Origin of the sequence: Streptomyces sp. MAR4 CNX-425, from assembly GCF_048656465.1 — a bacterium.
Taxonomy (GTDB): Bacteria; Actinomycetota; Actinomycetes; order Streptomycetales; family Streptomycetaceae; genus Streptomyces.
The window spans coordinates 741,374-763,582 of sequence record NZ_JBMDLF010000001.1; the positions used below are offsets into that span (position 1 = coordinate 741,374).

Consider the following 22,209-nt stretch of genomic DNA (forward strand, 5'->3'; position numbering starts at 1 on the left):
TACACGTGGCGAACTGGCGTTCACCCGGCCGCCCCATAGACTCGCGTCATGGCCGAGGTGATCGCGAAAGACGGCAGCTGGGAGTTCGACGGCGACCTCATCCGGATCGTGCCCGGCCGCGACCGGGGGGTGCACAAGCTGCGGCAACTGCTCGGCGAGGTCGCCGTGCCGCTGCCGGCGGTGGCGGGGATCGCGTACGAGCCGGGGCGCAAGGGCGGGCTGCTGCGGCTGCGGCTGCGCGACGGCGCGTGTCCGCTGCTCCGGGCCGCGGGCGGCCGGCTCCCGGAGGCCGCCAGCCCGTACCTGCTGCGCCCGGAGCGCGACCGCGGCGGGGTCGCGGAGTACTTCGCCGAGGAGGTACGCAGGTCGCTGCTGCTGGACGAGGTGCCGGACGGCCCGGTCGACCGCTATCTGCTGCCGGGCCCCGCGGTGCCGCTGACCGCCGCCGGCCTGGACGGCACCGCGACGTTCGACGGCGAGCAGGTCCGGCTGGAGTGGAACTGGCTGGTCGAGGACGTCAAGAAGCGGGTCGGGAACCGGACGTTCCCGCTCGCCGAGCTGGCGGGCGTGGAGTGGGCGGGCGGCGCGGGCCTGGACTCGGGCGGCCTGCGGTTCCGGCCGCACGGGACGGCGGTGTTCCTCGACCCGGACAAGGACCCGCACACGCTGGCGCTGTGGGGTACGAAGAAGGAGACCGGGGCCGCGGTGCTGCTGGCCGCGGCGGTGACCGTACGGCTGCCGCACCCGAACGCGGCGGCGGCCGGGGGCGGGGATGGGGCCGGGGCGGAGCCCGGGGGCGGGGCGCCGGTGGCGCTGTCCAAGGCGGCGGAGGCGGCGGCCCTGGAAGCCGCCGCTCCGCCCGGCGCCGCCCCGGCGGACGCGACCCCGGGCGGTGCGGTCCCGGGCGGTGCGGTCCCGGGCGACGACCACGACGCCGTGCTGCGCCGGCTGCGGGAGCTGGGCGAGCTGCACACCGCCGGGATACTGACCGACGAGGAATTCGCGGCGGCAAAGCGGGCAATCCTGCAGCGCATGGGCGGAAACGACGGACAACGCCGGTCCCCCGGGCCGTAGTTGGCGAGAACTTGGGCGGAATTAAACGTTCTACGCTCTTCACTCCAGCCCCACCGGCCCCAATAATCGGGCCCCATGACTATTTACGACTCGATCGGCGGGGAGACGGCGGTCGCCACCGCCGTGGACAACTTCTACGACCGAGTGCTCGACGACCCGGAGCTGAAGCCGTTCTTCGACGGCATCGACGTCCAGCGCCTCAAGCGCCACCAGCGTGCCTTCATAGGCGCCGCCCTCGGCGGCCCCGGCGGCTACAACGGCCGTGGCATGCGCAAGGCGCACGAGGGCCTCGGCATCACGGCGGCCCACTTCGAGCGGGTCGTCGACCACCTGACGGCCACCCTCGTCGGCCTCGGTGTGCCGGACGACACCGTGAAGACCATCGGCGGCACCCTGGAGCCGCTGCGGGCGGACATCGCCCAGGAGGCGTAGCCCCGGCCCGGAACTTACTCTGCCCGCATGACCGACCTCGGCGGGCTGCCGCACGTCACGCCCATGCTGGCGGTCTCCGGCAGCCTGCCGTCGGCCGCCGCGGACCCCTCCTGGGGGTACGAGCTGAAGTGGGACGGCATCCGCGCCGTCGCCTACGCCCCGGGCGACGGCTCCCTGACGCTGCTGTCGCGCAACGACAACGACGTCACCGCCCGCTACCCCGAGCTGGCCCCGCTCGGCGAGGCCCTCGCCGCCGCCGGGCACGCCTGCGTGCTCGACGGCGAGATCGTGGCGCTCGCCCCGGACGGCCGCCCCTCCTTCGGCGACCTGCAACGCCGGATGAACCTCACCCGCCGCGCCGTCGTCGCCCGCCTCGCCGCCGAGGTGCCGGTCGACTACATGGCGTTCGACGTGCCGTACCTCGACGGCGAGTCCACCCTGCGCCTGCCGTACCGCGAGCGGCGCGCGCTGCTCGCCGGCCTCGGCGTCGATGGACCGCACTGGCGCACTCCCCCGCACTGGGAGGGCCACGGCGCCGAGGCCCGGGAGATGACCCTGCGGTACGGGCTGGAGGGGCTGCTCGCGAAGCGGCTGTCGTCGCCGTACCTGCCGGGGCGGCGCAGCGACCTGTGGCTGAAGATCAAGAACGTCCGTACCCAGGAGGTCGTCGTCGGCGGCTGGGCGGAGGGAGCGGGCAGCAGGTCCGACGCGATCGGCGCGCTGCTGATGGGCGTGTGGACGCCGGACGGCGGCCTGGCCTACGCGGGCAGCGTGGGCAGCGGCTTCTCGCGGCGCGCGCTGGAGACGCTGCGGGAGCGGCTGGCGGGGCTGGCGCGGGACACCAGCCCGTTCGCGGGGCCGGTCGCGGACCGGCACGTGCGGGCGGCGGGGGCGGTGCACTGGGTGGAGCCGGTGCTGGTGGGCGAGGTGTCGTACGGGGAGTGGACGGCGACGGGGGTGCTGCGGCACCCGGTGTGGCGGGGGCTGCGTCCGGACAAGGACCCGGAGGAGGCACGGGCGCCGGAAGGGGCGCGGGCGCCGGAGGAGGGGGCGTAGCGCGCGGGCGTACGGCGGTACCGGGAGGGGCCGCGCCGGGGGTGTCCGGAGGGGCAGTGTCCGGAGGGGCGCGCCCGGAAAGGCCGTGTCCCGAGGGCCGCGCCCCGCCCGGGTGCCCGGCGCCCCGAGCACGCCGGGCGCCCGGAACGGAGCACGCCCGCCCCGCACGCCGCCGCGCGCCCCGCACACGGCCGGGGCGCGCCCGTACCGCCGGGAGACGGCGATGCGGACACGCCCGCGGTCCGGCAGCGGGGATCGTTCGCTATCCGCGGCGCCGGCGCGCACCGCGCCGTTCGACCTGCGGAGTCATCCTGCTGCGCTGCGACCGGGCGTCCTGGTGCGCCGCGATCGAGGTCTGCTGCCGGTTGTCCTTGACGCGCTCGTTCCGGGCGTCCAGCGCTTCCTGGAACGCGGCGTTGCCGCCGTGCCGGTGCCTGCCCGGGTCGTGCTTGTGGTGCTTGGCCATGACCGACGCCTCCTCGTGACCGTCAGACCCTGTCGAACGTGTCGGTCGCTATCCACTCTCGCACGAATGGACTAATCAGGCATATCCGGCAGGTCACAGCGTTCGCTCAGCAGCGGCTCCAGCAGGTCGCCGTGCTGCTCGACCCGCTCCAGCACGTCGTCGGGGAGGAAGACCAGGTCGCCGGGGTCGGTACAGCCCTCCACCTCGTCCCAGGTCAGCGGGGTGGAGACGGTCGGCCGCGCCTTCGCGCGCAGCACGTACGGGGCGACGGTGGTCTTCGCCCGCGAGTTCTGGCTCCAGTCGACGAAGACCTTGCGCGGGCGCAGCTTCCTGGCCATCCGGTGCAGGATCAGCTTCGGGTTCTCCTCCTCCAGCCGCCGCGCCAGGGCCTTGGCGTACGCGCTGGTGGCGTCGGCGGAGGCCGGCGCGACGGGCACGTACAGATGCAGGCCCTTCGACCCCGAGGTCTTCGGCCAGGCGTCGAGCCCGTCCGCGCGCAGCGCCTCGCGCAGCAGCAGCGCGGCGCGGCAGCACTCCACGACGGTGGCCGGCGGCCCGGGGTCGAGGTCGAACACGATGCGGTCGGCGGGGCGTTCCTCCGCCCTGACCCGCACGGCCTGTTTCCCGCCCCTGCCGTTCAGCGCCTTCCACTGCGGTACGTGCAACTCCAGCCCGGCCAGGTTCGCGGCCCAGAGGAGGGTGGGGAGGTCCTGGACGAGGACGTGGTGCACGGTGCTCCGGGTCAGCTCGACGTCCGCGGTCCTCACCCATTCAGGCGTGCCCGCCGGGGCGTTCTTGGCGAAGAAGCGCTCCCCGTCCACGCCGTCCGGGAAGCGGAGGAAGGACGCGGCCCGGTCGCGCACGTGCGGGAGGAGGACGTCGGCGACTTGGGCGTAGTAGTGCAGCGCCTCACCCTTGGTGAAGCCGGGCTCGGGCCAGAGCACCTTGTCCAGGTTGCTGAGCTTCAGGCGGCGGCCTTCGACCTCGGTGACCGGCATATGCTGAACCTCCGGGAGAGAGGACATATGGATGAAATCTATATGGAAGGGTGCGATTTCCTTCGGGTTGGTCAGCATCCCCGTCCAGCTGTACTCCGCCACCGAGGAGCGCGGCGTGTCCTTCCGGCAGGTGCACGCCGAGGACGGCGGCCGGATCCGCTACCGGCGGTTCTGCGAGCTGGAGGACCGCGAGGTGCAGTACGCGGAGATCACCAGGGCGTACGAGACGGCCGACGGCGAACTGGTCGTGCTCACCCCCGACGACCTCGCCCAGCTGCCGCTGCCCAGCAAGAAGATCATCGACGTGGTGGGCTTCGAGGAGGTCGGCCACTTCGACCCCATCCAGTTCTCCCGCGCGTACTACGTGAAGCCCGTCGACGCCGCGGCGGCCAAGCCGTACGTCCTGCTGCGCGAGGCGCTGAAGCGCTCGGAGCGGGTGGCGGTGGTCAAGGTCGCCCTCCGCAACCGGGAGGCGCCGGCGCTGGTGCGGGTGCTGGAGGAGGACGACGTGCTGGTCCTGCACACGATGCTGTGGCCGGACGAGGTGCGCTCGGCGCAGAGCGTGGCGCCGGACGAGAAGGTGACGGTGCGGCGGCAGGAGCTGGACATGGTCGACTCCCTGATGGACGCGCTGGGCGGCTACGACCCGGACGAGTTCACGGACGAGTACCGCGAGGCGGTCGAAGCACTCGTCGCGAGCAAGGAGGGCGTCGAGCCGCTGCCCAAGGAGGAGCGCGGCGAGGAGCGCGGCCAGGTGATCGACCTGATGTCGGCGCTGGAGGCGAGCGTCAAGGCGGCGAAGGACAAGCGCGGGGGGACGCCGCGGAAGAAGGCGGCGGCGAAGAAGACGGCGAAGAAGGCGGGAGCGGCGAAGAAGAGCGCGGGGAAGAAGACGGCCGCGAAGAAGACGGCGAGCAAGAAGAGCGCGGGCAAGAAGACGGCGTAGGCAGTAGTGCGCGGACGTCGGGCGTGGCCGTAGCGGGGGCGTCGTGCGGGGGGCGTGTGCGGGGGCGGGCATCGGCGCGGGCGGCGTGTGCGCCGCGCCGGGGGCCGGGGGCGTACGCAGGTACGACGCCCGCGCCGACCGACAGGAGCGGGCCGCCCCGACGGACGGGGGCGGGGGCCCGCGCTTCGCGGACCCCCGCCCGTGCTCGGTGGTCTCAGCCGGTCGGCCGACTGCCGTCCGCCGGTCAGCTCAGAACCAGCGGCCGCGGCCCTTGCCCTCGCCGATGTCCTCGGCGGCACCCGGGGTGTCGGCGCTCTCGGGGGCGGCGGCGTGGCCGGGGGTACGGCCGGTCTCCGCGCGCTCCTCCTGCTGCCCGTACCGGATACCCCCGCGCAGGTCGTAGCCTTCCTGCACCTCGCGAACGCTCATCGCCGAGCCCGTGCCGGACGGCATGCTCTCGACGATCTCCTCGGTCTTGAGGATGGTCTCGAAGGTCTGCGTGTCCTCGACCCGCCTGGTGCCGATGTCGGCCACCGCGTAGGGCTCGGACACCTTGTGGACGACGACCTCGGCGTTCTCGCCGTAGAGCGGCACCTTCACGCTGCGCTCCACGAACTCGTGGTGGTCGCCGGCGACCAGGTTGCCCTCCTTACCGTCCACGTCGCTGCGCCGGACGACGCACTCGTCATGGCCACGGGTCACCTCGAACCGCTGCGGCGTCTCCCGCACCCGGATCGTGACCTCGGCCTCGCCCATCGGCTGCCGCTCGTCGACGGGCTCGACCTGCAACCGCTCGCGGTACGCGACGACACGCTGCTCCTGCGCCGCGCCGCCCCGCTGCTCGCGCCCGGGTTGCTGACCGCGCCGGCCCGTCGTCTCGCCCTGACCGCCGCCCGCCGCAGCGGCGGCGTCGGTCTCGCGCCCTACCCCCGCGGCTTTCGCGGCCTTGCCACTGCCGCCCCTGGCTGTGTTCCTGTCGGTCTGCACTGTTCCTCCCGCTGGATGGTGCGTGCAGGGATAGAAGCGGTTCGCCGACTTGTTCGACGAAACCGGCATATCACCATGTAACGCCTCCACCGTTCAGGTGTCGACCGGAGGGAGTAACCACCAGGTCGTACGCCGTCCGGCAGCCGCCCCGCGGCCGCTCGGCGACCGCTCGGCGACCGCTCAGCGGTGCGGCCCGCCGGCCTGGTCATCCCCGGCCCGCCGCCCCGCCCGCCTGCGCAACCGGGCCCGCCGCCCGACGTCGCGCAGCTGCGGATCGGCGTCGATGGCCTCGTCCCGCTCGTCCTCGTACGCGTCCCGCGAGCCCGTGTCCCCGCGGGCAGCCGCGTGCCCGCGGTCGCCGTCACGGCCGTGGCTGCGGTCGCGGTCGTGGCCGTGGCCGTCGTCCCGGCCGCTGCCGTCGCCGGACGGGCGTTCGTCGGTCTGCACGGTTCCTCCCGCCGGAGGTAGAGGGGGAAATCCGGCAATTCCATGAAAGCTCGCGCCGATGGGCGTGTCGACCGGAAGAGTGATCGGCCGCGATGTCAGTGGGCGCTGAGAGCATGTGCCCATGGAGCCGACAGAGATCGTTCGTGGGTTGTGGGACCGCATGCAGGCACGGGACTGGCGCGGGGTCGGGGAGCTGGTGGCCGACGACGTGGTGGTCGAGTGGCCGGTCAGCGGCGAACGGATAGTGGGCCGGGACAACTACGTGGGGGTCAACGCGGAGTATCCGGAGGGCTGGTCGATCCGGGTACTGCGGATCGTGGCGGCGGGCGAGGACGTGGTCTCGGAGGTGGAGGTGCCGCACGAGACGATGGGCGTGTACCGGGTGGCGTCGTTCTGGACGGTACGGTCCGGCCGGGTGGTGGCGGGCCGGGAGTACTGGAGCGAGCTGGGCTCGGACCCGTCACCGGAGTGGCGGGCGAAGTACGTGCAGCGCGTGTGACGATCAGGCCGGAGCCGACACGCGCGGCAAGTTGGGAGTCAAGCCATGAGCAGTGACGCACCGTGGACGATCGAACGGATTCGTGACGCACTGACCGGCCCCGGCCTCGTGGCCTGTTCCGCCGCCGATCGCCGGCGTCGGCGGGTCATCCGGTGACGAGCGGGCCAGGACCGGCGGGACCGCCGCACCACCGCCGCTGAGGGGGCGCGCCGTCACCCCGAGGCGGGGGAACCGCGGACGGGGCGAAGCGCCGAGGCTGGGCGGACGCCGGTCGGGGGTGGCCTACGGGGCGGGCAGGGCCCGGTCGCCGGGCCGCGGATGCGGGGAGGCGGCGTCGCGGGGAGGCGGCGCCGTCGCCGGGCGGGGGCGTGGGGGGGGCGGGACCGGTGGGGCGTCGGAGACGGGGCGTCCCGCCAAGGCTGAGCGGGCGCCGATCGGGGTCGGCCTGCGGTGCCGGGGTCGGGTCTGCTTGCCGGTGGACGCGGCGTCGTGGCGTGGCGGCGCCGCTGCCGGGCAGGAGCGTGGGGTGGGCCGGGTCCGGCGGGGCCGCCGCGGACGGGGTGACCCACCGAGGCCGAGCGGACGCCGGTCGGGGTCGGCCTACGCGACCGGGCAGAGCCCCTCGCCGGCGGGCGCAGCGTCGCGGGGAGACGGCGCCGCTGCCGGGTGAGGGCGCCGGGTGGGCCAGGTCCTGCGGGGTGGCATCGGGGTGGGCGTGTGGTCGTGGGTGTGGTGCGGCGACGTGGGTGTGGAGCATTGGGGCCCACCTCGACGGCTGGCCGGTTCCGCCTGGGTGACCGGCGTGGGGGGTGGTCGGCGATGGGTCGAAGTGATCGGCGGTTGGGCCCTCGTATCCCGCCGGGACCGTCCCGGGGGCCGACGCCGGAGCGCGCGACGGGCGGCCAACGGCCGTACGGGTGCACATCGGTGGGCGATATCGACCGCAACTCCCGCCAAGAACCGGCGCAAATCACCCACGCACCCCGACTTTCGCCCGTCGACGTGCGCGCGCCCCGCCCCCTGGACCTGGGCGCACGCGAAGGTGCCGAACCCGCAGTAACGCACCGCGTAAAGCGGTGCAAATCACCCAAGGACAGCGACTTTCGCACGCTGGCGTGCATCGGCTCCCGACCCTCGTGACGCCCGACGCTGGACCTTCCCGCGTTCGGAGGCGGGCCCGGCACCGGGGTGCGGCCCCCGCCTACGAGCAGGCCCGGTGACGGGCCGGGGCCGGGGCCGACCGGAAGCCCCAGGCGGATGCCGACACACACCGATGCGCGAAAGTCGGACCTCGTGGGCGATTTGCCCCACTTCACGTAAGGCGTTACCGGAGGTTCGGCACCTTCACGTGCACCTACACCCAGGCCCACGGGAAGGGCGTCCCGCACCCCCTCGCCCCGGGCGCGCGCACGTCGACGGGCGAAAGTCCGGGCACGTGGGCGATTTATCTCGGTTTCCGGTAAGGGTCACCGTCACTTCCGCCCACCGACGTACGCCCGTACGGGCGTTGGCCGCACGTCGCGCGCTCCGGCGTCGGCCCCCGGGGACGGTCCCGGCGGGATACGAGGGCCCAACCGCCGATCACTTCGACCCATCGCCGACCACCCCCCACGCCGGTCACCCAGGCGGAACCGGCCAGCCGTCGAGGTGGGCCCCAATGCTCCACACCCACGTCGCCGCACCACACCCACGACCACACGCCCATCCCGATACCGCCCCCGGCGGGCTGCCGGGACGCCGGTCCGCAGACGGCGCCGGCCCGCCGGGGCACCGGCCCGCCACGACGCCGACTCGCTGGCGGCACCGGCCCGCCGGGGAGCCGGTCCGCTGGCACCGGTCTGCTGGCGGCACCGGGCCGCCGGGGCGCCGATCCCCCCGGTGGCGGCGCCGGTCCGCCGGTGGCGGCTGCCTGCACAGTGCCGCTCCCGCCGCCCCGTCTCACCGTGCGCGCGCCGGTTGCCGGGCGCGGCCCCGCCGAAACCGGGCTGCTCCGCGCACGGCGGCGGACCCGCGACGTACCCCGTTGCGTACCTGCTGGCGAGCAGGGTGCGTTGTCAGAGGCGCGGCATACCCTGGGGCGGGAGTGCGGGGAACGTGGGTCACGAACCGCCGATCACAAATCGCCGGCCGCTTGGCGGACCGGCTCGGCGCCTCCCCGACGGCCCGGGTGGTTCGGGCTGACCACCCGGCACCTGCCCCGGCCCCGAACCAACACCTGCTCCGGCCCCGACACCGGCGCTGCCCGGCCCCGAACCGACACCGATACCTGCCCCGGTACCGACCCCGAACCGACACCTGCCCCGACCCCGAACCGACGTCGACACCTGCTCCGGCCCCGCCCCCGAACCGACATCGACACCTGCCCCGGCCCCGCCCCCGAACCGACATCGACACCTGCCCCGGCACCGGCACCTACTCCGGCCCGACACCTGCCCCGGCCCGACACCGACACCTACCCCACCCCCGACACCGGCCCCCGACCCCCGCTCCCCCGCCCCCCGGACGCCGTCCTCACCCCCGCATCTTGCGTACCGCGCGGCGGGCCACCTCCCGGACCAGGTCCTTCGCCGGTACGCTCCGCACCGGCCGGTCCTCCAGCGCCGCCCGCGCCTCCGGCACCGCCGGGGACGGCGCGCGCGGCGGCGTCTGCTTCGCCGCCAGCGCGGCGGACGCCAGTATTCCGCCGAGCACCGCCTCCGTCGCCGCCTCCGTGGGGATCTCCCGCGGCTCCGCCGGCGCCGCCGGCTCCGCCGCGCTGCTCGGCCGGCGGGTCAGCGCGTCGAGGTCGCCGACGACCCGTACGCCCGCCGCGCCGATCCCCGCGACCACGCGCTCCGCGACCTCCGCCACCGCCTTCTCCGCCCACGGCGGGGTGGTGATGCGGGGCTCGTCGGGCGCCGGTTCGTACGACTGGAGGCGCGGGACCACGCCTTCGCGTATCACCTTGCCCTGCCGCCACTTGCTCCAGTTGCGGTCCCGGAGCCTGCGGTTGAGCTGCAACAGCAGCTCCGCCTCGCTCTGCGTGAGCGAGGAGTTCCCGTGCCGCTCCTCCGGTTCCAGCACGCCCTCGGGCAGGTCGAGCAGCTGCTCGAAGACGCGGAACTGCCACAGCGGCTCCGCCTCGTCGACCACGACCACCGTCGTGTTCTCCGCGCCCGCCGCCGCGGCCCACCGCTCGATCAGCTCGTCGTGCCGCTGGATGTGCCAGAAGTCCGGGGTCGGGTCCTCGTACGGGGGGCGGCGCAGCATCGCGTCGAGCCAGGTGTCGTACGACTCGCAGAGGCCGTGCTTGACGTACTGCTGCCAGTGCGACGGCATGATCTTGCGCAGCGGGCGCAGCGTCACGACGACGTGCACGTCGGCGCCGTCGCCGCCCAGCTCCTTCACCGCGGCCCGGGCGGCCTCGGCCGACGCGGTCGCGAAGAACTCGCTGCTGGCGAAGAACCGCAGCTCGCCGGCTTCGGCGGCCTCCGTGCAGAATGCCTCCCACGGCTCCCGCTCCTCCGCCGTCGGGTCCTTCCTGGCGATCGCGATCGCCGGGTCCTTCGCCTGGCGGCCCGGCCCGGCGTATACGACGCCGTGCTCGCGCACCGTGCCGCGCGCCCGGTGGAAGGCGCCCTGGAGGGCGGTGGTGCCCGTCTTGTGCGGGCCGATGTGGAGCAGCCGCGTGCCGGGGGCCGTGGGGGGCGCGGTGATGCGCTCTTCCTGCATGGAAGGGCCTTTCTCGTCCGGAGGGGGCTCCGATTCTGCAACGGCATGACCACCGGTCGGTGAGGTGCAGTCGAACAACCGGCAAACAACGGCCGCGCAACTTTCGGCCCCCGTGATCGTTCCCCGGTCGTGAACCTTACGAAGCCACGCCTCCGCCTCGCCGCCGTCGCCCTCGCCGCGGCGCTCGCCGGCGCCGCGGCGGCCGCCGCCCCCGCGGCCCTCGCGGACGGCGACGCCGTCCCGCCGGTCGCCGCTCAGTCGCAGGCCGCGGACCTCGCCCCGTACGTGCAGACGCACCTGATGTTCGGCACCGTGCGCCCGGACGGCGGCCCGGACGTCACGGACCGGCAGTTCCGCGCGTTCGTGGACGAGGTGGTCACCCCGCGCTTCCCGCAGGGGCTGACGGTGGACGAGGTGCGGGGCCAGTACCGGGACCGGCACGGCACGATCGAGCGGGAGCGCTCCTACGAGGTCTACCTCCTCTACCCGCGGGCCGAGGCGCAGGAGCGGGACGGGCGCATCGAGGAGATCCGCGACGCGTACACCGCGCGGTTCGCGCAGGAGTCGGTGGCCCGGGTGGACGAACCGGCCCGCGCGGGCTTCTGACCCGGCACGAGAAGCCGCCGGCCCGCCTCAGCCGGACTCCCGCACGACCAGCCAGGGCGTCGTCACCACCGGCTCCCGCCGCTCCCGCGCCCCGGCCGGGGCGCTCAGGCTGGCCAGCAGCAGCTGGGCCATCACCCCGCCCATGCCCTCCACGTCCTGGTGCACCGTCGTCAGCGGCGGCTCCGTCCAGGTCGCCGGCTCCAGGTCGTCGTAGCCGACGACCGCGACGTCGCCGGGGACGCGGCGGCCGTGGGCGCGCAGGGTGCGCAGGGCGCCGGTGGCCATGAGGTCGGAGGCGGCGAACACGGCGTCGAGGTCGGGGGCGCGGGCGAGCAGCCCGGCCATGGCGCGCTCGCCGCCGGCCGGGGTGAAGTCGCCCTCGGCGACCAGCTCGAAGGGCTTTTCCGCCGCGTCGTACGCGTCCTCCGCGGCGAGCGCCGCGCGGTAGCCCGCCAGCCGGTCCACCGCCGACGTCTGGTCCAGCGGCCCGGCGATGTGCGCGATGCGCCGCCGTCCCCGCCTCAGCAGGTGCCGTACGGCCAGCTCCGCGCCCGCGCGGTTGTCGGTGTCCACGAACAGCGGCCCCGGCTCCCCCGCCGCCCCGGGCCAGCCGGGCCGGCCGCCGTAGACCACCGGCAGTCCCGCCGCCGCGGCCATGGCCGGCAGCGGGTCGTCGCGGTGCAGTGAGAACATCAGGGCGCCGTCCACGTGCCCGCCGGCCAGGAATCTGCCGATGCGCGGGTAGTCCTCCGGGCCGGCGACGTACAGCAGCACCAGCTGCGTGTCCGCGGCGGCCAGCGCCCCGCTGATGCCGCGGAGCTGCCGGGCGAAGAACGGGTCGGAGAAGACCCGGCTCTCGGGCTCCGCGATGACGACGGCGACCGCGCCGGTGCGCCGGGTGACGAGTGTGCGCGCGGCCTGGTTCGGTACGTAGCCGAGTTCGGCCACGGCGCGGTGGACGCGCTCGCGCAGCGTCTCGCGCACCCCCGCGCCGCCGTTGACCACGCGCGACACCGTGGCCCGTGACACTCCGGCGCGGGCGGCGACGGCCTCCAGCGTGGGGCGGTTCCCGGACACCTCAACTCCTCTTCGGTCGGTGGGCCTTGACAGTAGCCCGCACACTCGGCAGTGTGCCTCACCACAACCTGAGAGCGCTCTCAAACAGGCGCGTCCACAGGGGAGAACCTCCTCATCCCCCACACCTCCGAGGAGCAGCCAGACATGCACGCAACACGACGACGGTGGCGCAGAATCCTGCTCTGCGCGGTCGCGGCGCTGGCCGCGGTCAGCGCCCTGACCCTGCCCTCCGCGACCGCCGGCGAGGACGGCGGCGGCGACCCGGCGCCCCTGGCCGAGGTCTTCCGCGACGACTTCGACGGCGCCGCCGGCTCCCCGCCGGACGCCGGGAACTGGATCATCGACACCGGCACGTCCTACCCCGGCGGCCCGGCCAACTGGGGCACCGGCGAGATCCAGACGTACACCGACAGCCCCGAGAACCTCCAGCGGGACGGCGACGGCCACCTCACCATCACCCCGCGCCGCGACGCCTCCGGCGGCTGGACGTCGTCCCGGATCGAGACCCGGCGCACCGACTTCGCCGCCCCCGCCGGCGGCCTCATGCGCATCGAGGCCCGGATCCAGATGCCGGACGTCTCCGGCGAGGAGGCCCTCGGCTACTGGCCCGCCTTCTGGACCCTCGGCGACGCCTACCGCGGCAACTACTGGAACTGGCCGGGCATCGGCGAGTTCGACATCATGGAGAACGTCAACGGCGTGAACAGCGTCTGGGGCGTCCTGCACTGCGGCACCGCGCCCGGCGGCCCGTGCAACGAGAACAACGGCCTCGGCGCCTCCCGCGCCTGCCCGGGCAGCACCTGCCAGTCCGGCTTCCACGAGTACGCCCTGGAGCTGGACCGCTCCGGAACGGTCGAGGAGCTGCGCTGGTACGTGGACGGCCAGCAGTACCACTCCGTCAACGCCGACCAGGTCGGCGCCGGGACCTGGGCGAACCTCGCCCACCACGGCCACTTCATCCTCCTCAACGTGGCCATGGGCGGCGCCTTCCCCGACGGCGTGGCCGGCCACGCAACCCCCACCGACGCCACCCGGCCCGGCGTGCCGATGGTCGTCGACTACGTGTCCGTCGAACAGTCCGGAGGTGCCGCCCAGTGATATCGCGACGCAGGCTGCTGGGTGGTCTGGCCGTCGCGTCCGCCGCCGCGGGGACACCCCTGGTGCTCTCCGCGGCGCGGGCGGGCGGCGCCGCCGCGGCCCTCGACGTGACCGTCGTCAACAAGACGGGGGCGTACGAGAACTCCTCGATCAGCATCTACGTCGTCGGCAACGAGGGCGGCCGGCAGGTCCGCCTCACGCCGGACGGGACGCTGGCGCCCATCTCGCTCGACGACAACGGCCCCGACGGCTACACCGACTACGCCATCCCCTTCGCCGGCAGCGGCGGCACGGCGCTGACCCTCCCGAACATGTCCGGCCGCCTGTACGTCGCCCTCGGCGGCAAGCTCAAGATGAAGGCGGTCACGGACGGCGCCGGCAACGCGGCGCTCGCGTACCCCGCGGGCTGGGTGTCCACCGACCCCAACTACCCGGTCGTCCACGACTGCATGGAGTTCACGCTCAACGACGCCGGCATGTTCTGCAACACCACCATGGTCGACATGTTCAGCGTGCCGATGTCGATCCACCTGACGGGCGAGGCCGACCAGACGGTGGGGACGGTCAAGGAGGGCGGCCGCCGGCAGGCGTTCGACGCCCTGGCCGGCACCGAGGGCTTCGAGCGGCTGGTGGACGCGGACGGGCTGCGGGTCATCGCGCCCGGGCACGGCCTGGACGCCGGGCTGTTCGACAAGGGGTATCTCGACGGGTACGTGGACGAGGTCTGGTCGGCGTACGCGGGCAGGGACCTCAAGGTCACCACGAACGCGGGCACCTTCACCGGCCGCGTCGCCGGCGGCCGGCTGTCCTTCACCGGCCCCGCCGACGTGGCCTTCGACCGGCCGTCCACCCGCGACGTGCTGTTCTGCGACGGGACGCTCGCCGCCCCGAACGACGGCACCACCGGCCCGGTCGCCGCGATCCTGGGCGCGGCGCTGAACCGCACCACGCTGCGCGACCACGCCGACCAGCCGGTCGCGGACGCCGCGCACTTCTACGGCACCGGCATCTCAAACCACTACGCACGGGTGATGCACGAGGTGTCGGAGGACGGCCGGGCGTACGGGTTCGCCTTCGACGACGTGTCGGGCTTCGCCTCGTACATCGAGGACCGGGCGCCGCGGCAGCTCACGCTGACGCTGACGCCCTTCTGACACCCGGGGCCGGCGGGGGGCAGCGGGAGCCCGCCGGCCACCCGGGTGCCGCGGTTCCCGCGGCGTGCCGGGGGGCTGCCCGGTGGTCAGGGCCGGGCAGCCCTCGGGCGGCGGCACGCGCGTACGCGCGCGCGTTACGCGCTGCTCATCGACAGCTTGGCGGCGAAGCCGAGGAACGCCGTGCCCGCAGCGGCCGACATCCCGGCCGTCAGCCGCCGGCGGCGGCGGAAGAGCGCGGCGAGGCGGGTGCCGCTGAAGATCAGGGCGGTCAGGTACGTGATGCTGAACAGCTGCGCCCAGGCCGCCAGGACGACGAACGTCAGCTCCGGGTGAGCGTAGGCCGGATCGATGAACTGCACGAAGAACGAGACGAAGAACAGGATCGCCTTCGGGTTGAGCAGGCTGACGAGGAACGCCCGGCGGTACGGACGCTCCATCTCCGCCCGCGCCGCCGCGGAGCCGGCCGGCTCCGCGCCTCCGGGCGCCTGCGCGGCCTCGGCGCGGGCGGCGGCCCGCGCCCCGCGCTCGCGCCACATCCGCCACGCCCCGCGCAGCATCCCGACCGCCAGCCATGTCAGATAGCCCGCGCCCGCGAACTTGACCACGGCGAACGCCGCCGGGCTGGCCTGGAGCAGCGAGGCCACGCCGCCCGCGGAGAGCACCATGAGCACCATGTCGCCGCACATCACGCCGCCGGCCGCGCGGTAGCCGGCCCGGGCGCCGCGGCGGGCGGAGACGGAGACGACGTAGAGCGAGTTGGGCCCGGGGAGCAGGATGATCAGGGCCAGCCCGGCGAGGTACGTCGACAGATCGGTGACTCCCAGCATGCGGGCCAGGCTCCCACGCGCCCGCGGGCGCGGACGAATCATTAACCCGTGATCCCGCATGCCGGACCGCGGCGGCCCGCGGGGTCCGGCTGTCGGTGCGGCCGGTTAAGCTCGTGGGAGATCGACGGTCACGGCACAGGGGGGTCCGTACGGTATGGAGATCGGCACGGTCGCGGCGGTCTGCCGCAGCGGGGAGTACACCTTCCACAAGCCGCCCCGCGAGTCCGTCACCCTGCTCGCCGGCCTCGGCGTCGAAGGGGACGTGCACGCCGGCGTCACCGTCAAGCACCGCTCCCGGGTCGCCCGCGACCCCTCCCAGCCGAACCTGCGCCAGGTCCACCTCATCCACGAGGAGCTGTTCGCCGAGCTGGCCGCGGCGGGCTTTGCCGTACGCCCCGGAGAGCTGGGGGAGAACGTCACCACCCGCGGCCTGGACCTGCTCGGCCTGCCCACCGGCACCCGGCTGCGCCTCGGCGGGGAGGCCGTCGTCGAGGTCACCGGGCTGCGCAACCCCTGCGTCCAGATAGACGCCTTCCAGGACGGGCTGCTGAAGCAGGTCGTGGACCGGGACGCGGCGGGGAATGTGGTGCGCAGGGCGGGCGTGATGAGCGTGGTGCTGACCGGCGGTGTGGTACGTCCCGGGGACCCGGTCGCCGTGGAGCTGCCCGAGGCGCCGCACCGCCCGCTCCAGCAGGTCTGAACGCACCCTGAGGCGCCCGGACCGGCCGCGGTGACGCGCCCGACGCGCCTGTCCGAATTAGGGTGATATGCGTGCCACAACGCATTCTGCGCGCCGACGACGCCGAGGACGCCCCCCTCCGCACCGCCCTCCGCCGGCTCCGCGCCGACGAGGACGTACCCGCGGCGTTCCCGCCCGAGGTGCTCGCCGAGGCCGACCGCGCCGCGAAGGCGCCCCGGCTGCCCGAGCGGGACGCGACCGACATCCCGTTCTACACCGTCGACCCGCCCGGCTCCCGCGACCTCGACCAGGCCGTGCACCTCGCCCGCCGGGGCGGCGGCGGCTTCCGGGTCCGCTACGCCATCGCCGACGTCGCCGCGTTCGTCGTCCCCGGCGGGGCCCTCGACGCCGAGGCGCGCCGCCGCGTGACCACGCTGTACTTCCCCGACACCCGCGTGCCCCTGCACCCCGAGCAGCTCTCCGAGGGCGCCGCCAGCCTGCTGCCCGGCCAGACCGCCCCCGCGCTGCTCTGGGAGATCGACCTGGACTCCAGCGGGCAGATCGCCGAGGTCGGGGTCGCCCGCGCGCTGGTCCGCAGCCGGGCGCAGCTCGACTACGGCGGCGTCCAGCAGGCCATCGACGAGGGCACGGCCGAGGAGCCGGTCGCGCTGCTGCGCGACGTCGGGCTGCTGCGCGAGGAGCTGGAGCGCGAGCGCGGCGGGATCTCGCTGGGCATACCGGAGCAGGAGGTGGTGCGGCGGGGCGGCGGCTACACGCTGGAGTACCGCGCCCCGCTGCCCGCGGACGGCTGGAACGCCCAGCTGTCCCTGCTCACCGGCATGGCCGCCGCGGACCTGATGCTCGCCGCCGGCACCGGCGTGCTGCGCACCCTGCCGCCCGCGCGCCGCGACGCCCTGACGTACCTGCACCGGGTGGCCCGCGCCCTGGACGTCGACTGGCCCGAGGGCCTCGACTACCCCGAGCTGCTCCGCTCGCTCAACCCGCAGATGGCCAACCACGCCGCGTTCTTGCAGCAGTGCACCGCGCTGCTGCGCGGCGCCGGCTACACCGTCTTCGACGGCGCGCCGCCGGCGCGGCGGGCGGCGGTGCACGCGGCGGTGGCCGAGAAGTACGCGCACTGCACGGCGCCGCTGCGGCGGCTGGTCGACCGGTACGCCGGAGAGCTGTGCCTGGCGGCGGTGGCCGGCGAGCCGGCCCCGGGGTGGGTGCGGGAGGCGCTCGGCGGGATCCCGGAGCTGATGGCGGAGGGGGCGCGGCGGGCGGGGCGGCTGGAGCGGGGCTGCGTGGACCTGGTCGAGGCGGCGATCATGAGCGGGCGGATCGGGGAGGTCTTCGACGGGCACGTGGTGGAGGTGGACGAGCGGCGGCCGACGCGGGGCACGGTGCAGCTCTACGAGCCGGCGGTCATCGGCCGCGTGGACGCCGCGGGCGCCGAGGCGGCCAGGGGCGACGCGGTAGGCGCGGGCGGCGAGGCGGGCACGGCGGGCGCCTCAGGCGCGAGCGGCGAAGCCGGCGCGGACCGCAAGGCGGGCGTCTCGGGCGCAGGCGGCGAAGCCGATGCGGCGGGCACAGGCCGCGAGGCCGGGGCGGGCCGCCAGGCCGGCGGCTCCGGCGCGGGCGGCGCGGCGCGCGCCTCCGGCGCCGTGGTCCCGCCGCACGCCGCGGACTCCGCCGGCTCCCCGGCCGGGCCGGACACGGACGGGCCGGACTCCGCGGCCGCGGAGCCGCTGCCGCTCGGGCACCGGCTGCGGGTGCGGCTCACGGCGGCGGAGCCCGGGGTGTCGCCGGTGCGCTTCACGCCGGCGCCGTGAGCGGCGGCGGCGCCCCGCGCCCCTCCCCCGGCCCCGCACCCTGTTCCGGCGCCGCCCCCTGCCCCTCCCCCGGTACGGGTTCCTGCCCCTCCCCCGGTGCCGGCTCCCCCGCCGCCTCGCGCGCCGCGCGCGCCTCCCGCAGCGCCGCCACCACCGGCCGCGGGTCCTCCGCGTAGAACCGCAGCACCCGCGCCTCCCCCGGCCGGCCCAGCGGCCGTACGAACCGCACCGGCTCCGTCAGCTCCACGGTCACCGTCGTCTGCCCGCCGACCGCCAGGTCGGCCGTCCCGTCCCCGGCCAGCCGCAGCAGCCCGCCGCCGTCCGGGAAGCGCCGCTCCAGCCGGGCGTTCGCGATCAGCCCGGCCGGTACGGGGATGTCCAGCAGGACCCCGTACCGCACGCGCAGCGAGCCGTCCGCGCCGACGACGTGCGGCCGGACCACGCACGCCGCCTGGAGCGCGAGGATGAAGTAGATGCCCCAGACGTCCAGGACCAGCACCACGGCGTGCACCACCGGCCAGGGGATGACGAGGGCGAGCGCCACGGTCTCGACCACCGAGACGAAGAGGAAGCCGTAGAACGTGAACGCCTGCCCCGGGGCGTACGCGACGGCCAGGTCACCGGGGCCGACGCCGTGCTTCGGGCGGCGGGCGAGCCAGCGCAGGGTGGCGGCGAAGAGCTTCACCTCGTGCACGGCGAGCCTCCGCACGGCGGGAGGGACCCCGTCCCGTACGGCCGCCGCACCGGCGGCGCGGCGCGCCAGACCGGCGCCGCGGTGGCGGCGGTAGTCGGCGGCGAGCAGCGTGGCCAGCGCCGCGGTGACCAGCAGGACGGCGACCTCGACGGCGCGCAGGACGGTGGCCGGGATCCGTACGCCCGAGACGAGGCAGAGCACGAGCACCAGCTCGCCGGGTACGAGCGAGGCCAGGGCCCAGCGGACCGTGCGGCGCAGCGCGTTCACGACGCGCTCTCCCCGCGCCGCCGGTCCGTGCGCCCGGCCCCGCCCGCCTCGCCGGCCCCGCCCGTCCGCTCTCCGAGCAGGGCCATCGCCCGGCGCATGACCGCGGCCTGCGCCGGAGGGAAGTCCGCGAAGAACGCCTCCGCGAAGGCGCCCGCGTCTTCCCCGCCTTCCCCGTTCCCGTACGCCGCCGTGTCCCCGCCCGCGCCCGCGGTGGCGAGCCGCAGCGCCTCCTCGGGCATGGCCGCGAGCAGGTCGTGCGCCAGTTCCTCGACGCGCGGGTCGGTGGCTTCGGCGCCGGCCAGCTCGTCGAGCCGGGCGTAGATGTCGTACGCCCGCGTCATCGCCTCCGGGTCCGCGCTGAGCGCGTGCATCAGCCCGGCCAGCCAGCCCCGGTGGCCCTCGTCCGCGGTGGTCTCCAGCAGCGCGAGCAGCTCCCGCTCCCGGACCGCGCTCACCGGCTCCGGGGCGCCGCGCCGGGCGGACGCGCGGGACATGTCGGCGAACACCGCCGCCAGCTCCGGCGACACCGGCGCCTCGGCGGTCAGCCCGCCGCGCTCCGCCTGCCGCAGCAGCTCGGCGAGGCGGGCGCGGCGCCGGTGGAGCGCGTCCTCCTGGCGGGCGAGGTCGGCGTCCAGCTCGGCGAGGATCTCGTGCAGCTCCTTGCCGGCGTCGTCGGCGAGCACGTCGCGGACCTCGTCCAGGGCGAGGCCCAGCTCGGTGAGGCGGCGGACGCGGGCCAGCTCGACGACGTCGCGGAGGGTGTAGGCGCGGTAGCCGTTGGCCCGGCGGGCGGGCTCGGGCAGCAGCCCGATGCGGTGGTAATGCCGCACCGTGCGGGTGGTGACCCCGGCGAGCGCGGCGAGCTCTCCGATACGCATGGCCTCAGTAGAAACGTTGACGTCGCGACAAGGTCAAGCGACGCGCGCTCAGCCGGCGCCGGCGGGGGCCTCCGCACCGGCCACGGCGTCCGCCGCCGCGCACAGGTCGTCCCACAGCGCCCGCACGTGCCGCTCCTCCGTCTCCAGCCCGCCGACCGCCACCCGCAGCAGGTACCGGCCGTCGGCCACGGTGTGCGTGACGTACGAGCGCCCGCCGGCGTTGACCCGCTCCAGCACCGCCTTCGTGGCTGCGTTGTCCGCGGCGATTGCCGCGGCGGTGTCGGCGTCGGTGCCGCGGCCGGTGGCGACGTACAGGCAGACCAGCGCCAGGCTCCGCGGCGGCCCGAGCGCGAAGCGCGCGTCGGCCGCCGCCCACGCCTCCAGCCCGGCGGCCAGCTCCACGTGCCGGCGCACGTGCGCCCGGATGCCCGCGAGGCCGAAGCGGCGCAGCACCGTCCACAGCTTCAGCGCGCGGAAGCGACGGCCCAGCGGCAGGTGCCAGTCGCGGTAGTCGACGACGGCGCCGGACTCGCTGGCGGCGTTGCGCAGGTACTCCGGCAGCACGGTCAGGGCGCCGGTGAGGGTGGCGGGGTCGCGGGTCCAGAAGAGGTTGCAGTCGAAGGCGGTGAGCAGCCACTTGTGCCCGTCGGTGCTGTACGAGTCCGCCAGCCCGGCGCCGTCGAAGAGCCCGCGGTGCTCGGGGCAGAACGCGGCGGCGCCGGCCCACGCGGCGTCCACGTGCAGCCAGACGCCGTGCTCGGCGCAGACCGCCGCGATCTCGCGCACCGGGTCGACGGCGCCGGTGCCGGTGGTGCCGATCGTCGCGCACACCATCACCGGGCGGCGGCCGGCGGCCACGTCCTCGCGTACGGCCGCGGCCAGCGCCTCCGCCGACATCGCCTGCCCGTCGGTGCCGGCCGCCACGGTCCGTACGGCGTCCGCGCCCAGGCCCGCCGCGATCGCCGCCTTCTCCAGCGAGGAATGCGTCTGCGCGGACACGTACAGCACCTCGCGCCCGTCGCGCCCGGCCGTCCGCCACGCGCCGCCGGAGGTCCGGTGCAGCGCGGCGAGCAGCGCCACCAGCGAGGACGACGATGCCGAGTCCTGGATGACGCCGCCGCCACCGCCGGCGAAGGTGAACGCGGCGGGCAGGCCGGTGGCGTCGGCGATCCGGTCGAGGAGGTGCTGCTCCAACTCGGTCGCGGCGGGGGACGTCGACCAGAGCATGCCCTGGGAGCCGAGGCCGGTGGAGAGCATGTCGCCGAGGAGGGAGGCGAGGGAGGCGTTGGCGGGGAAGTACGCGAAGAAGCCGGGGTGCTGCCAGTGCGTGGTGGCGGGCACGACGACCCGGTCCATGTCCGCCAGCACCGCCGTCAGCGGCTCGCCCTCCTCCGGCAGCTCCGCGGGCAGCCGCTCGCGGACCCAGCCGGGCGCGACGCCCGGCAGCACGGGCAGCTCACCGACGCGGGCGCGGTAGTCGGCTATCCAGTCGACGTAGGCGTGGCCCAGCTCGCGGAACTCTTCGGGGGACAGGTCTCGCTCCGGCATCCGCGCATCGTAGGCAGATGCCGAATCCCGCTGGCAAGGGCGGTGCGGCGTCGCGCACAATGCGGGGCATGAGCGGCAGGGGGGAGGCGCGGGGCCCCGAGGAGTACGCGCGCTGGACGCGGCTGCCGCTGGGCCCGGACCACTCCCCCCTGTACCTGATGACGGCGTCCTTCACCGCCCACCGCTACGCGCCGCACGCCCACCCCGAGTTCGCCGTCGGCATCTGCACGCACGGCGCCGAGGTCATCGACTACCGCGGCGAACGCATCCGGGCGCGCCCCGGCAGCATCGTCGTCCTCGGCCCCGGCGAGGCCCACACCGGCGGCCCGGAGGGCGACGGCGGATACGGCTACCGGGCGTTCTACCCGTCCATGGCGCTGCTCACCGACGGCGCCTGCACCGACGCGCACTTCGCCGACCCCGTCATCGACGACCCGGGCCTGGCCGCCGCGCTGCGCGCCCTGCACACCGCGGTGGACCGCGGCGTGGAGCCGCTGGAGGCCGAGTCGCGGCTGCCGTGGCTGCTCACCGCCCTCGCCTGCCGCCACGGCCGCGCCCGCCCGGCCGCCACCGCCGCGCTGGGCGGCGGCGTCGCCCGCGCGGTACGGGACCGGCTGGCGGACGAGCTGACGGACCCGCCGTCGCTGGCGGCGATCGGCGTCGACCTCGGGCTCTCCCGGTACCAGGTGCTGCGGGCGTTCCGGGACGCGACGGGCATGCCGCCGTACGCCTGGCTGGCGCAGCACCGGGTGGAACGGGCGCGCGGGCTGCTGGAGGCCGGGCACCGGCCGGCGGAGGTGGCGGGGCTGGTGGGGTTCGCGGACCAGGCGCACCTGACGCGCTGGTTCCGGCGGGTGCTGGGGGCGACCCCGGCGGCGTACCGCCGCGGCGTGCGCCCGTGAGGGCGCGCAACCGCATTCAAGACAACCACCC

21 protein-coding genes are annotated in these 22,209 nt (G+C 75.3%); 11 read left to right on the top strand and 10 right to left on the bottom strand.

Features of this window, described 5'->3' with window-relative positions; all coding sequences use genetic code 11:
* The first annotated feature begins 48 nt into the window (after positions 1 to 48).
* From ACHZ99_RS03205 to ligD (ACHZ99_RS03215), 3 genes are all read left to right on the top strand, one after another.
* Entirely contained in the window at positions 49 to 1,074 is a 1,026-nt protein-coding gene (locus ACHZ99_RS03205; RefSeq protein WP_420302752.1) for a DUF4429 domain-containing protein, read from the top strand.
* 75 nt (positions 1,075 to 1,149) lie between these two features.
* Positions 1,150 to 1,506: a group I truncated hemoglobin gene (locus tag ACHZ99_RS03210; protein ID WP_420302753.1), complete on the top strand. Its 357-nt coding sequence runs from the start codon at positions 1,150 to 1,152 to the stop codon at positions 1,504 to 1,506.
* Between the two features lie 27 nt (positions 1,507 to 1,533).
* On the top strand, positions 1,534 to 2,562 hold the full coding sequence (gene ligD, locus ACHZ99_RS03215; RefSeq protein WP_420302754.1) for a non-homologous end-joining DNA ligase: 1,029 nt from the start codon (positions 1,534 to 1,536) through the stop codon (positions 2,560 to 2,562).
* Between the two features lie 262 nt (positions 2,563 to 2,824).
* Here the strand turns inward: ligD (ACHZ99_RS03215) and ACHZ99_RS03220 are convergent, their stop codons facing one another.
* Positions 2,825 to 3,028, bottom strand: coding sequence for a hypothetical protein (locus ACHZ99_RS03220; protein WP_420302755.1), 204 nt, complete (start codon positions 3,026 to 3,028; stop codon positions 2,825 to 2,827).
* 71 nt (positions 3,029 to 3,099) lie between these two features.
* Entirely contained in the window at positions 3,100 to 4,026 is a 927-nt protein-coding gene (gene ligD / locus ACHZ99_RS03225; RefSeq protein ID WP_420302756.1) for a non-homologous end-joining DNA ligase, read from the bottom strand.
* Between the two features lie 31 nt (positions 4,027 to 4,057).
* On the opposite strand from ligD (ACHZ99_RS03225), the gene ACHZ99_RS03230 reads away from it, so the two are divergent.
* Positions 4,058 to 4,972 (top strand): Ku protein, encoded by a 915-nt coding sequence (locus tag ACHZ99_RS03230; protein WP_420302757.1) that lies wholly within the window; start codon positions 4,058 to 4,060, stop codon positions 4,970 to 4,972.
* Between the two features lie 249 nt (positions 4,973 to 5,221).
* Here the strand turns inward: ACHZ99_RS03230 and ACHZ99_RS03235 are convergent, their stop codons facing one another.
* Together ACHZ99_RS03235 and ACHZ99_RS03240 are read right to left on the bottom strand one after the other, a co-directional pair.
* Positions 5,222 to 5,959: a DUF2382 domain-containing protein gene (locus ACHZ99_RS03235; RefSeq protein ID WP_420302758.1), complete on the bottom strand. Its 738-nt coding sequence runs from the start codon at positions 5,957 to 5,959 to the stop codon at positions 5,222 to 5,224.
* Between the two features lie 180 nt (positions 5,960 to 6,139).
* On the bottom strand, positions 6,140 to 6,406 hold the full coding sequence (locus ACHZ99_RS03240; protein WP_420302759.1) for a hypothetical protein: 267 nt from the start codon (positions 6,404 to 6,406) through the stop codon (positions 6,140 to 6,142).
* Between the two features lie 121 nt (positions 6,407 to 6,527).
* On the opposite strand from ACHZ99_RS03240, the gene ACHZ99_RS03245 reads away from it, so the two are divergent.
* Entirely contained in the window at positions 6,528 to 6,905 is a 378-nt protein-coding gene (locus ACHZ99_RS03245; RefSeq protein ID WP_420302760.1) for a nuclear transport factor 2 family protein, read from the top strand.
* Between the two features lie 2,511 nt (positions 6,906 to 9,416).
* On the opposite strand, the gene ACHZ99_RS03250 is transcribed toward ACHZ99_RS03245, so the two are convergent.
* Positions 9,417 to 10,616: a hypothetical protein gene (locus ACHZ99_RS03250; RefSeq protein ID WP_420302761.1), complete on the bottom strand. Its 1,200-nt coding sequence runs from the start codon at positions 10,614 to 10,616 to the stop codon at positions 9,417 to 9,419.
* Positions 10,617 to 10,745: 129 nt separating this feature from the next.
* On the opposite strand from ACHZ99_RS03250, the gene ACHZ99_RS03255 reads away from it, so the two are divergent.
* Positions 10,746 to 11,222, top strand: coding sequence for a DUF3574 domain-containing protein (locus ACHZ99_RS03255; protein WP_420302762.1), 477 nt, complete (start codon positions 10,746 to 10,748; stop codon positions 11,220 to 11,222).
* 27 nt (positions 11,223 to 11,249) lie between these two features.
* Here the strand turns inward: ACHZ99_RS03255 and ACHZ99_RS03260 are convergent, their stop codons facing one another.
* Positions 11,250 to 12,299 (bottom strand): LacI family DNA-binding transcriptional regulator, encoded by a 1,050-nt coding sequence (locus ACHZ99_RS03260; RefSeq protein ID WP_420302763.1) that lies wholly within the window; start codon positions 12,297 to 12,299, stop codon positions 11,250 to 11,252.
* A 144-nt stretch (positions 12,300 to 12,443) separates the two neighbouring features.
* Here ACHZ99_RS03260 and ACHZ99_RS03265 point away from each other — a divergent pair, with 144 nt between their 5' ends.
* Positions 12,444 to 13,397, top strand: a complete 954-nt coding sequence (locus tag ACHZ99_RS03265) for a glycoside hydrolase family 16 protein (protein ID WP_420302764.1) — start codon at positions 12,444 to 12,446, stop codon at positions 13,395 to 13,397.
* Positions 13,394 to 14,551 (top strand): beta-1,3-glucanase family protein, encoded by a 1,158-nt coding sequence (locus ACHZ99_RS03270; protein WP_420302765.1) that lies wholly within the window; start codon positions 13,394 to 13,396, stop codon positions 14,549 to 14,551. Before ACHZ99_RS03265 ends, ACHZ99_RS03270 begins: the two co-directional genes overlap by 4 nt.
* A 134-nt stretch (positions 14,552 to 14,685) precedes the next feature.
* Here the strand turns inward: ACHZ99_RS03270 and leuE are convergent, their stop codons facing one another.
* Positions 14,686 to 15,378 carry a leucine efflux protein LeuE gene (leuE, locus tag ACHZ99_RS03275; protein ID WP_420302766.1) on the bottom strand — a complete coding sequence of 231 codons (693 nt, stop codon included), beginning with the start codon at positions 15,376 to 15,378 and terminating at the stop codon, positions 14,686 to 14,688.
* A gap of 154 nt (positions 15,379 to 15,532) precedes the next feature.
* Here leuE and ACHZ99_RS03280 point away from each other — a divergent pair, with 154 nt between their 5' ends.
* Positions 15,533 to 16,078: an MOSC domain-containing protein gene (locus ACHZ99_RS03280; protein ID WP_420302767.1), complete on the top strand. Its 546-nt coding sequence runs from the start codon at positions 15,533 to 15,535 to the stop codon at positions 16,076 to 16,078.
* Between the two features lie 71 nt (positions 16,079 to 16,149).
* A complete protein-coding gene (locus tag ACHZ99_RS03285) occupies positions 16,150 to 17,889 on the top strand; it encodes a ribonuclease catalytic domain-containing protein (RefSeq protein WP_420302768.1) in 1,740 nt (579 codons plus the stop codon).
* On the opposite strand, the gene ACHZ99_RS03290 is transcribed toward ACHZ99_RS03285, so the two are convergent.
* From ACHZ99_RS03290 to ACHZ99_RS03300, 3 genes are read right to left on the bottom strand one after another with little or no spacing between them, the layout of a single operon-like run.
* Positions 17,873 to 18,850, bottom strand: coding sequence for a hypothetical protein (locus ACHZ99_RS03290; RefSeq protein WP_420302769.1), 978 nt, complete (start codon positions 18,848 to 18,850; stop codon positions 17,873 to 17,875). The genes ACHZ99_RS03285 and ACHZ99_RS03290 overlap by 17 nt on opposite strands.
* A complete protein-coding gene (locus tag ACHZ99_RS03295) occupies positions 18,847 to 19,728 on the bottom strand; it encodes a MerR family transcriptional regulator (protein WP_420302770.1) in 882 nt (293 codons plus the stop codon). The genes ACHZ99_RS03290 and ACHZ99_RS03295 overlap by 4 nt, the downstream gene beginning before the upstream one ends.
* A 48-nt stretch (positions 19,729 to 19,776) precedes the next feature.
* Positions 19,777 to 21,276, bottom strand: a complete 1,500-nt coding sequence (locus ACHZ99_RS03300; protein WP_420302771.1) for a pyridoxal-dependent decarboxylase — start codon at positions 21,274 to 21,276, stop codon at positions 19,777 to 19,779.
* Between the two features lie 68 nt (positions 21,277 to 21,344).
* Between ACHZ99_RS03300 and ACHZ99_RS03305 the strand changes: the two genes are divergently transcribed.
* Positions 21,345 to 22,178: an AraC family ligand binding domain-containing protein gene (locus ACHZ99_RS03305; RefSeq protein WP_420302772.1), complete on the top strand. Its 834-nt coding sequence runs from the start codon at positions 21,345 to 21,347 to the stop codon at positions 22,176 to 22,178.
* Positions 22,179 to 22,209: the final 31 nt, after the last annotated feature.

Excerpts from the sequence above, each read along its gene's own strand:
- ACHZ99_RS03220 (WP_420302755.1), bottom strand. The coding sequence starts at position 3,028 with ATGGCCAAGCACCACAAGCACGACCCGGGCAGGCACCGGCACGGCGGC.
- ACHZ99_RS03265 (WP_420302764.1), top strand. The coding sequence starts at position 12,444 with ATGCACGCAACACGACGACGGTGGCGCAGAATCCTGCTCTGCGCGGTC.
- ACHZ99_RS03250 (WP_420302761.1), bottom strand. The coding sequence starts at position 10,616 with ATGCAGGAAGAGCGCATCACCGCGCCCCCCACGGCCCCCGGCACGCGG.
- ACHZ99_RS03245 (WP_420302760.1), top strand. The coding sequence starts at position 6,528 with ATGGAGCCGACAGAGATCGTTCGTGGGTTGTGGGACCGCATGCAGGCA.
- ACHZ99_RS03305 (WP_420302772.1), top strand. The coding sequence starts at position 21,345 with ATGAGCGGCAGGGGGGAGGCGCGGGGCCCCGAGGAGTACGCGCGCTGG.
- ligD (WP_420302756.1), bottom strand. The coding sequence starts at position 4,026 with ATGCCGGTCACCGAGGTCGAAGGCCGCCGCCTGAAGCTCAGCAACCTG.
- ACHZ99_RS03300 (WP_420302771.1), bottom strand. The coding sequence starts at position 21,276 with ATGCCGGAGCGAGACCTGTCCCCCGAAGAGTTCCGCGAGCTGGGCCAC.
- leuE (WP_420302766.1), bottom strand. The coding sequence starts at position 15,378 with ATGCTGGGAGTCACCGATCTGTCGACGTACCTCGCCGGGCTGGCCCTG.
- ACHZ99_RS03205 (WP_420302752.1), top strand. The coding sequence starts at position 49 with ATGGCCGAGGTGATCGCGAAAGACGGCAGCTGGGAGTTCGACGGCGAC.
- ACHZ99_RS03280 (WP_420302767.1), top strand. The coding sequence starts at position 15,533 with ATGGAGATCGGCACGGTCGCGGCGGTCTGCCGCAGCGGGGAGTACACC.
- ACHZ99_RS03230 (WP_420302757.1), top strand. The coding sequence starts at position 4,058 with ATGAAATCTATATGGAAGGGTGCGATTTCCTTCGGGTTGGTCAGCATC.
- ACHZ99_RS03210 (WP_420302753.1), top strand. The coding sequence starts at position 1,150 with ATGACTATTTACGACTCGATCGGCGGGGAGACGGCGGTCGCCACCGCC.
- ligD (WP_420302754.1), top strand. The coding sequence starts at position 1,534 with ATGACCGACCTCGGCGGGCTGCCGCACGTCACGCCCATGCTGGCGGTC.
- ACHZ99_RS03295 (WP_420302770.1), bottom strand. The coding sequence starts at position 19,728 with ATGCGTATCGGAGAGCTCGCCGCGCTCGCCGGGGTCACCACCCGCACG.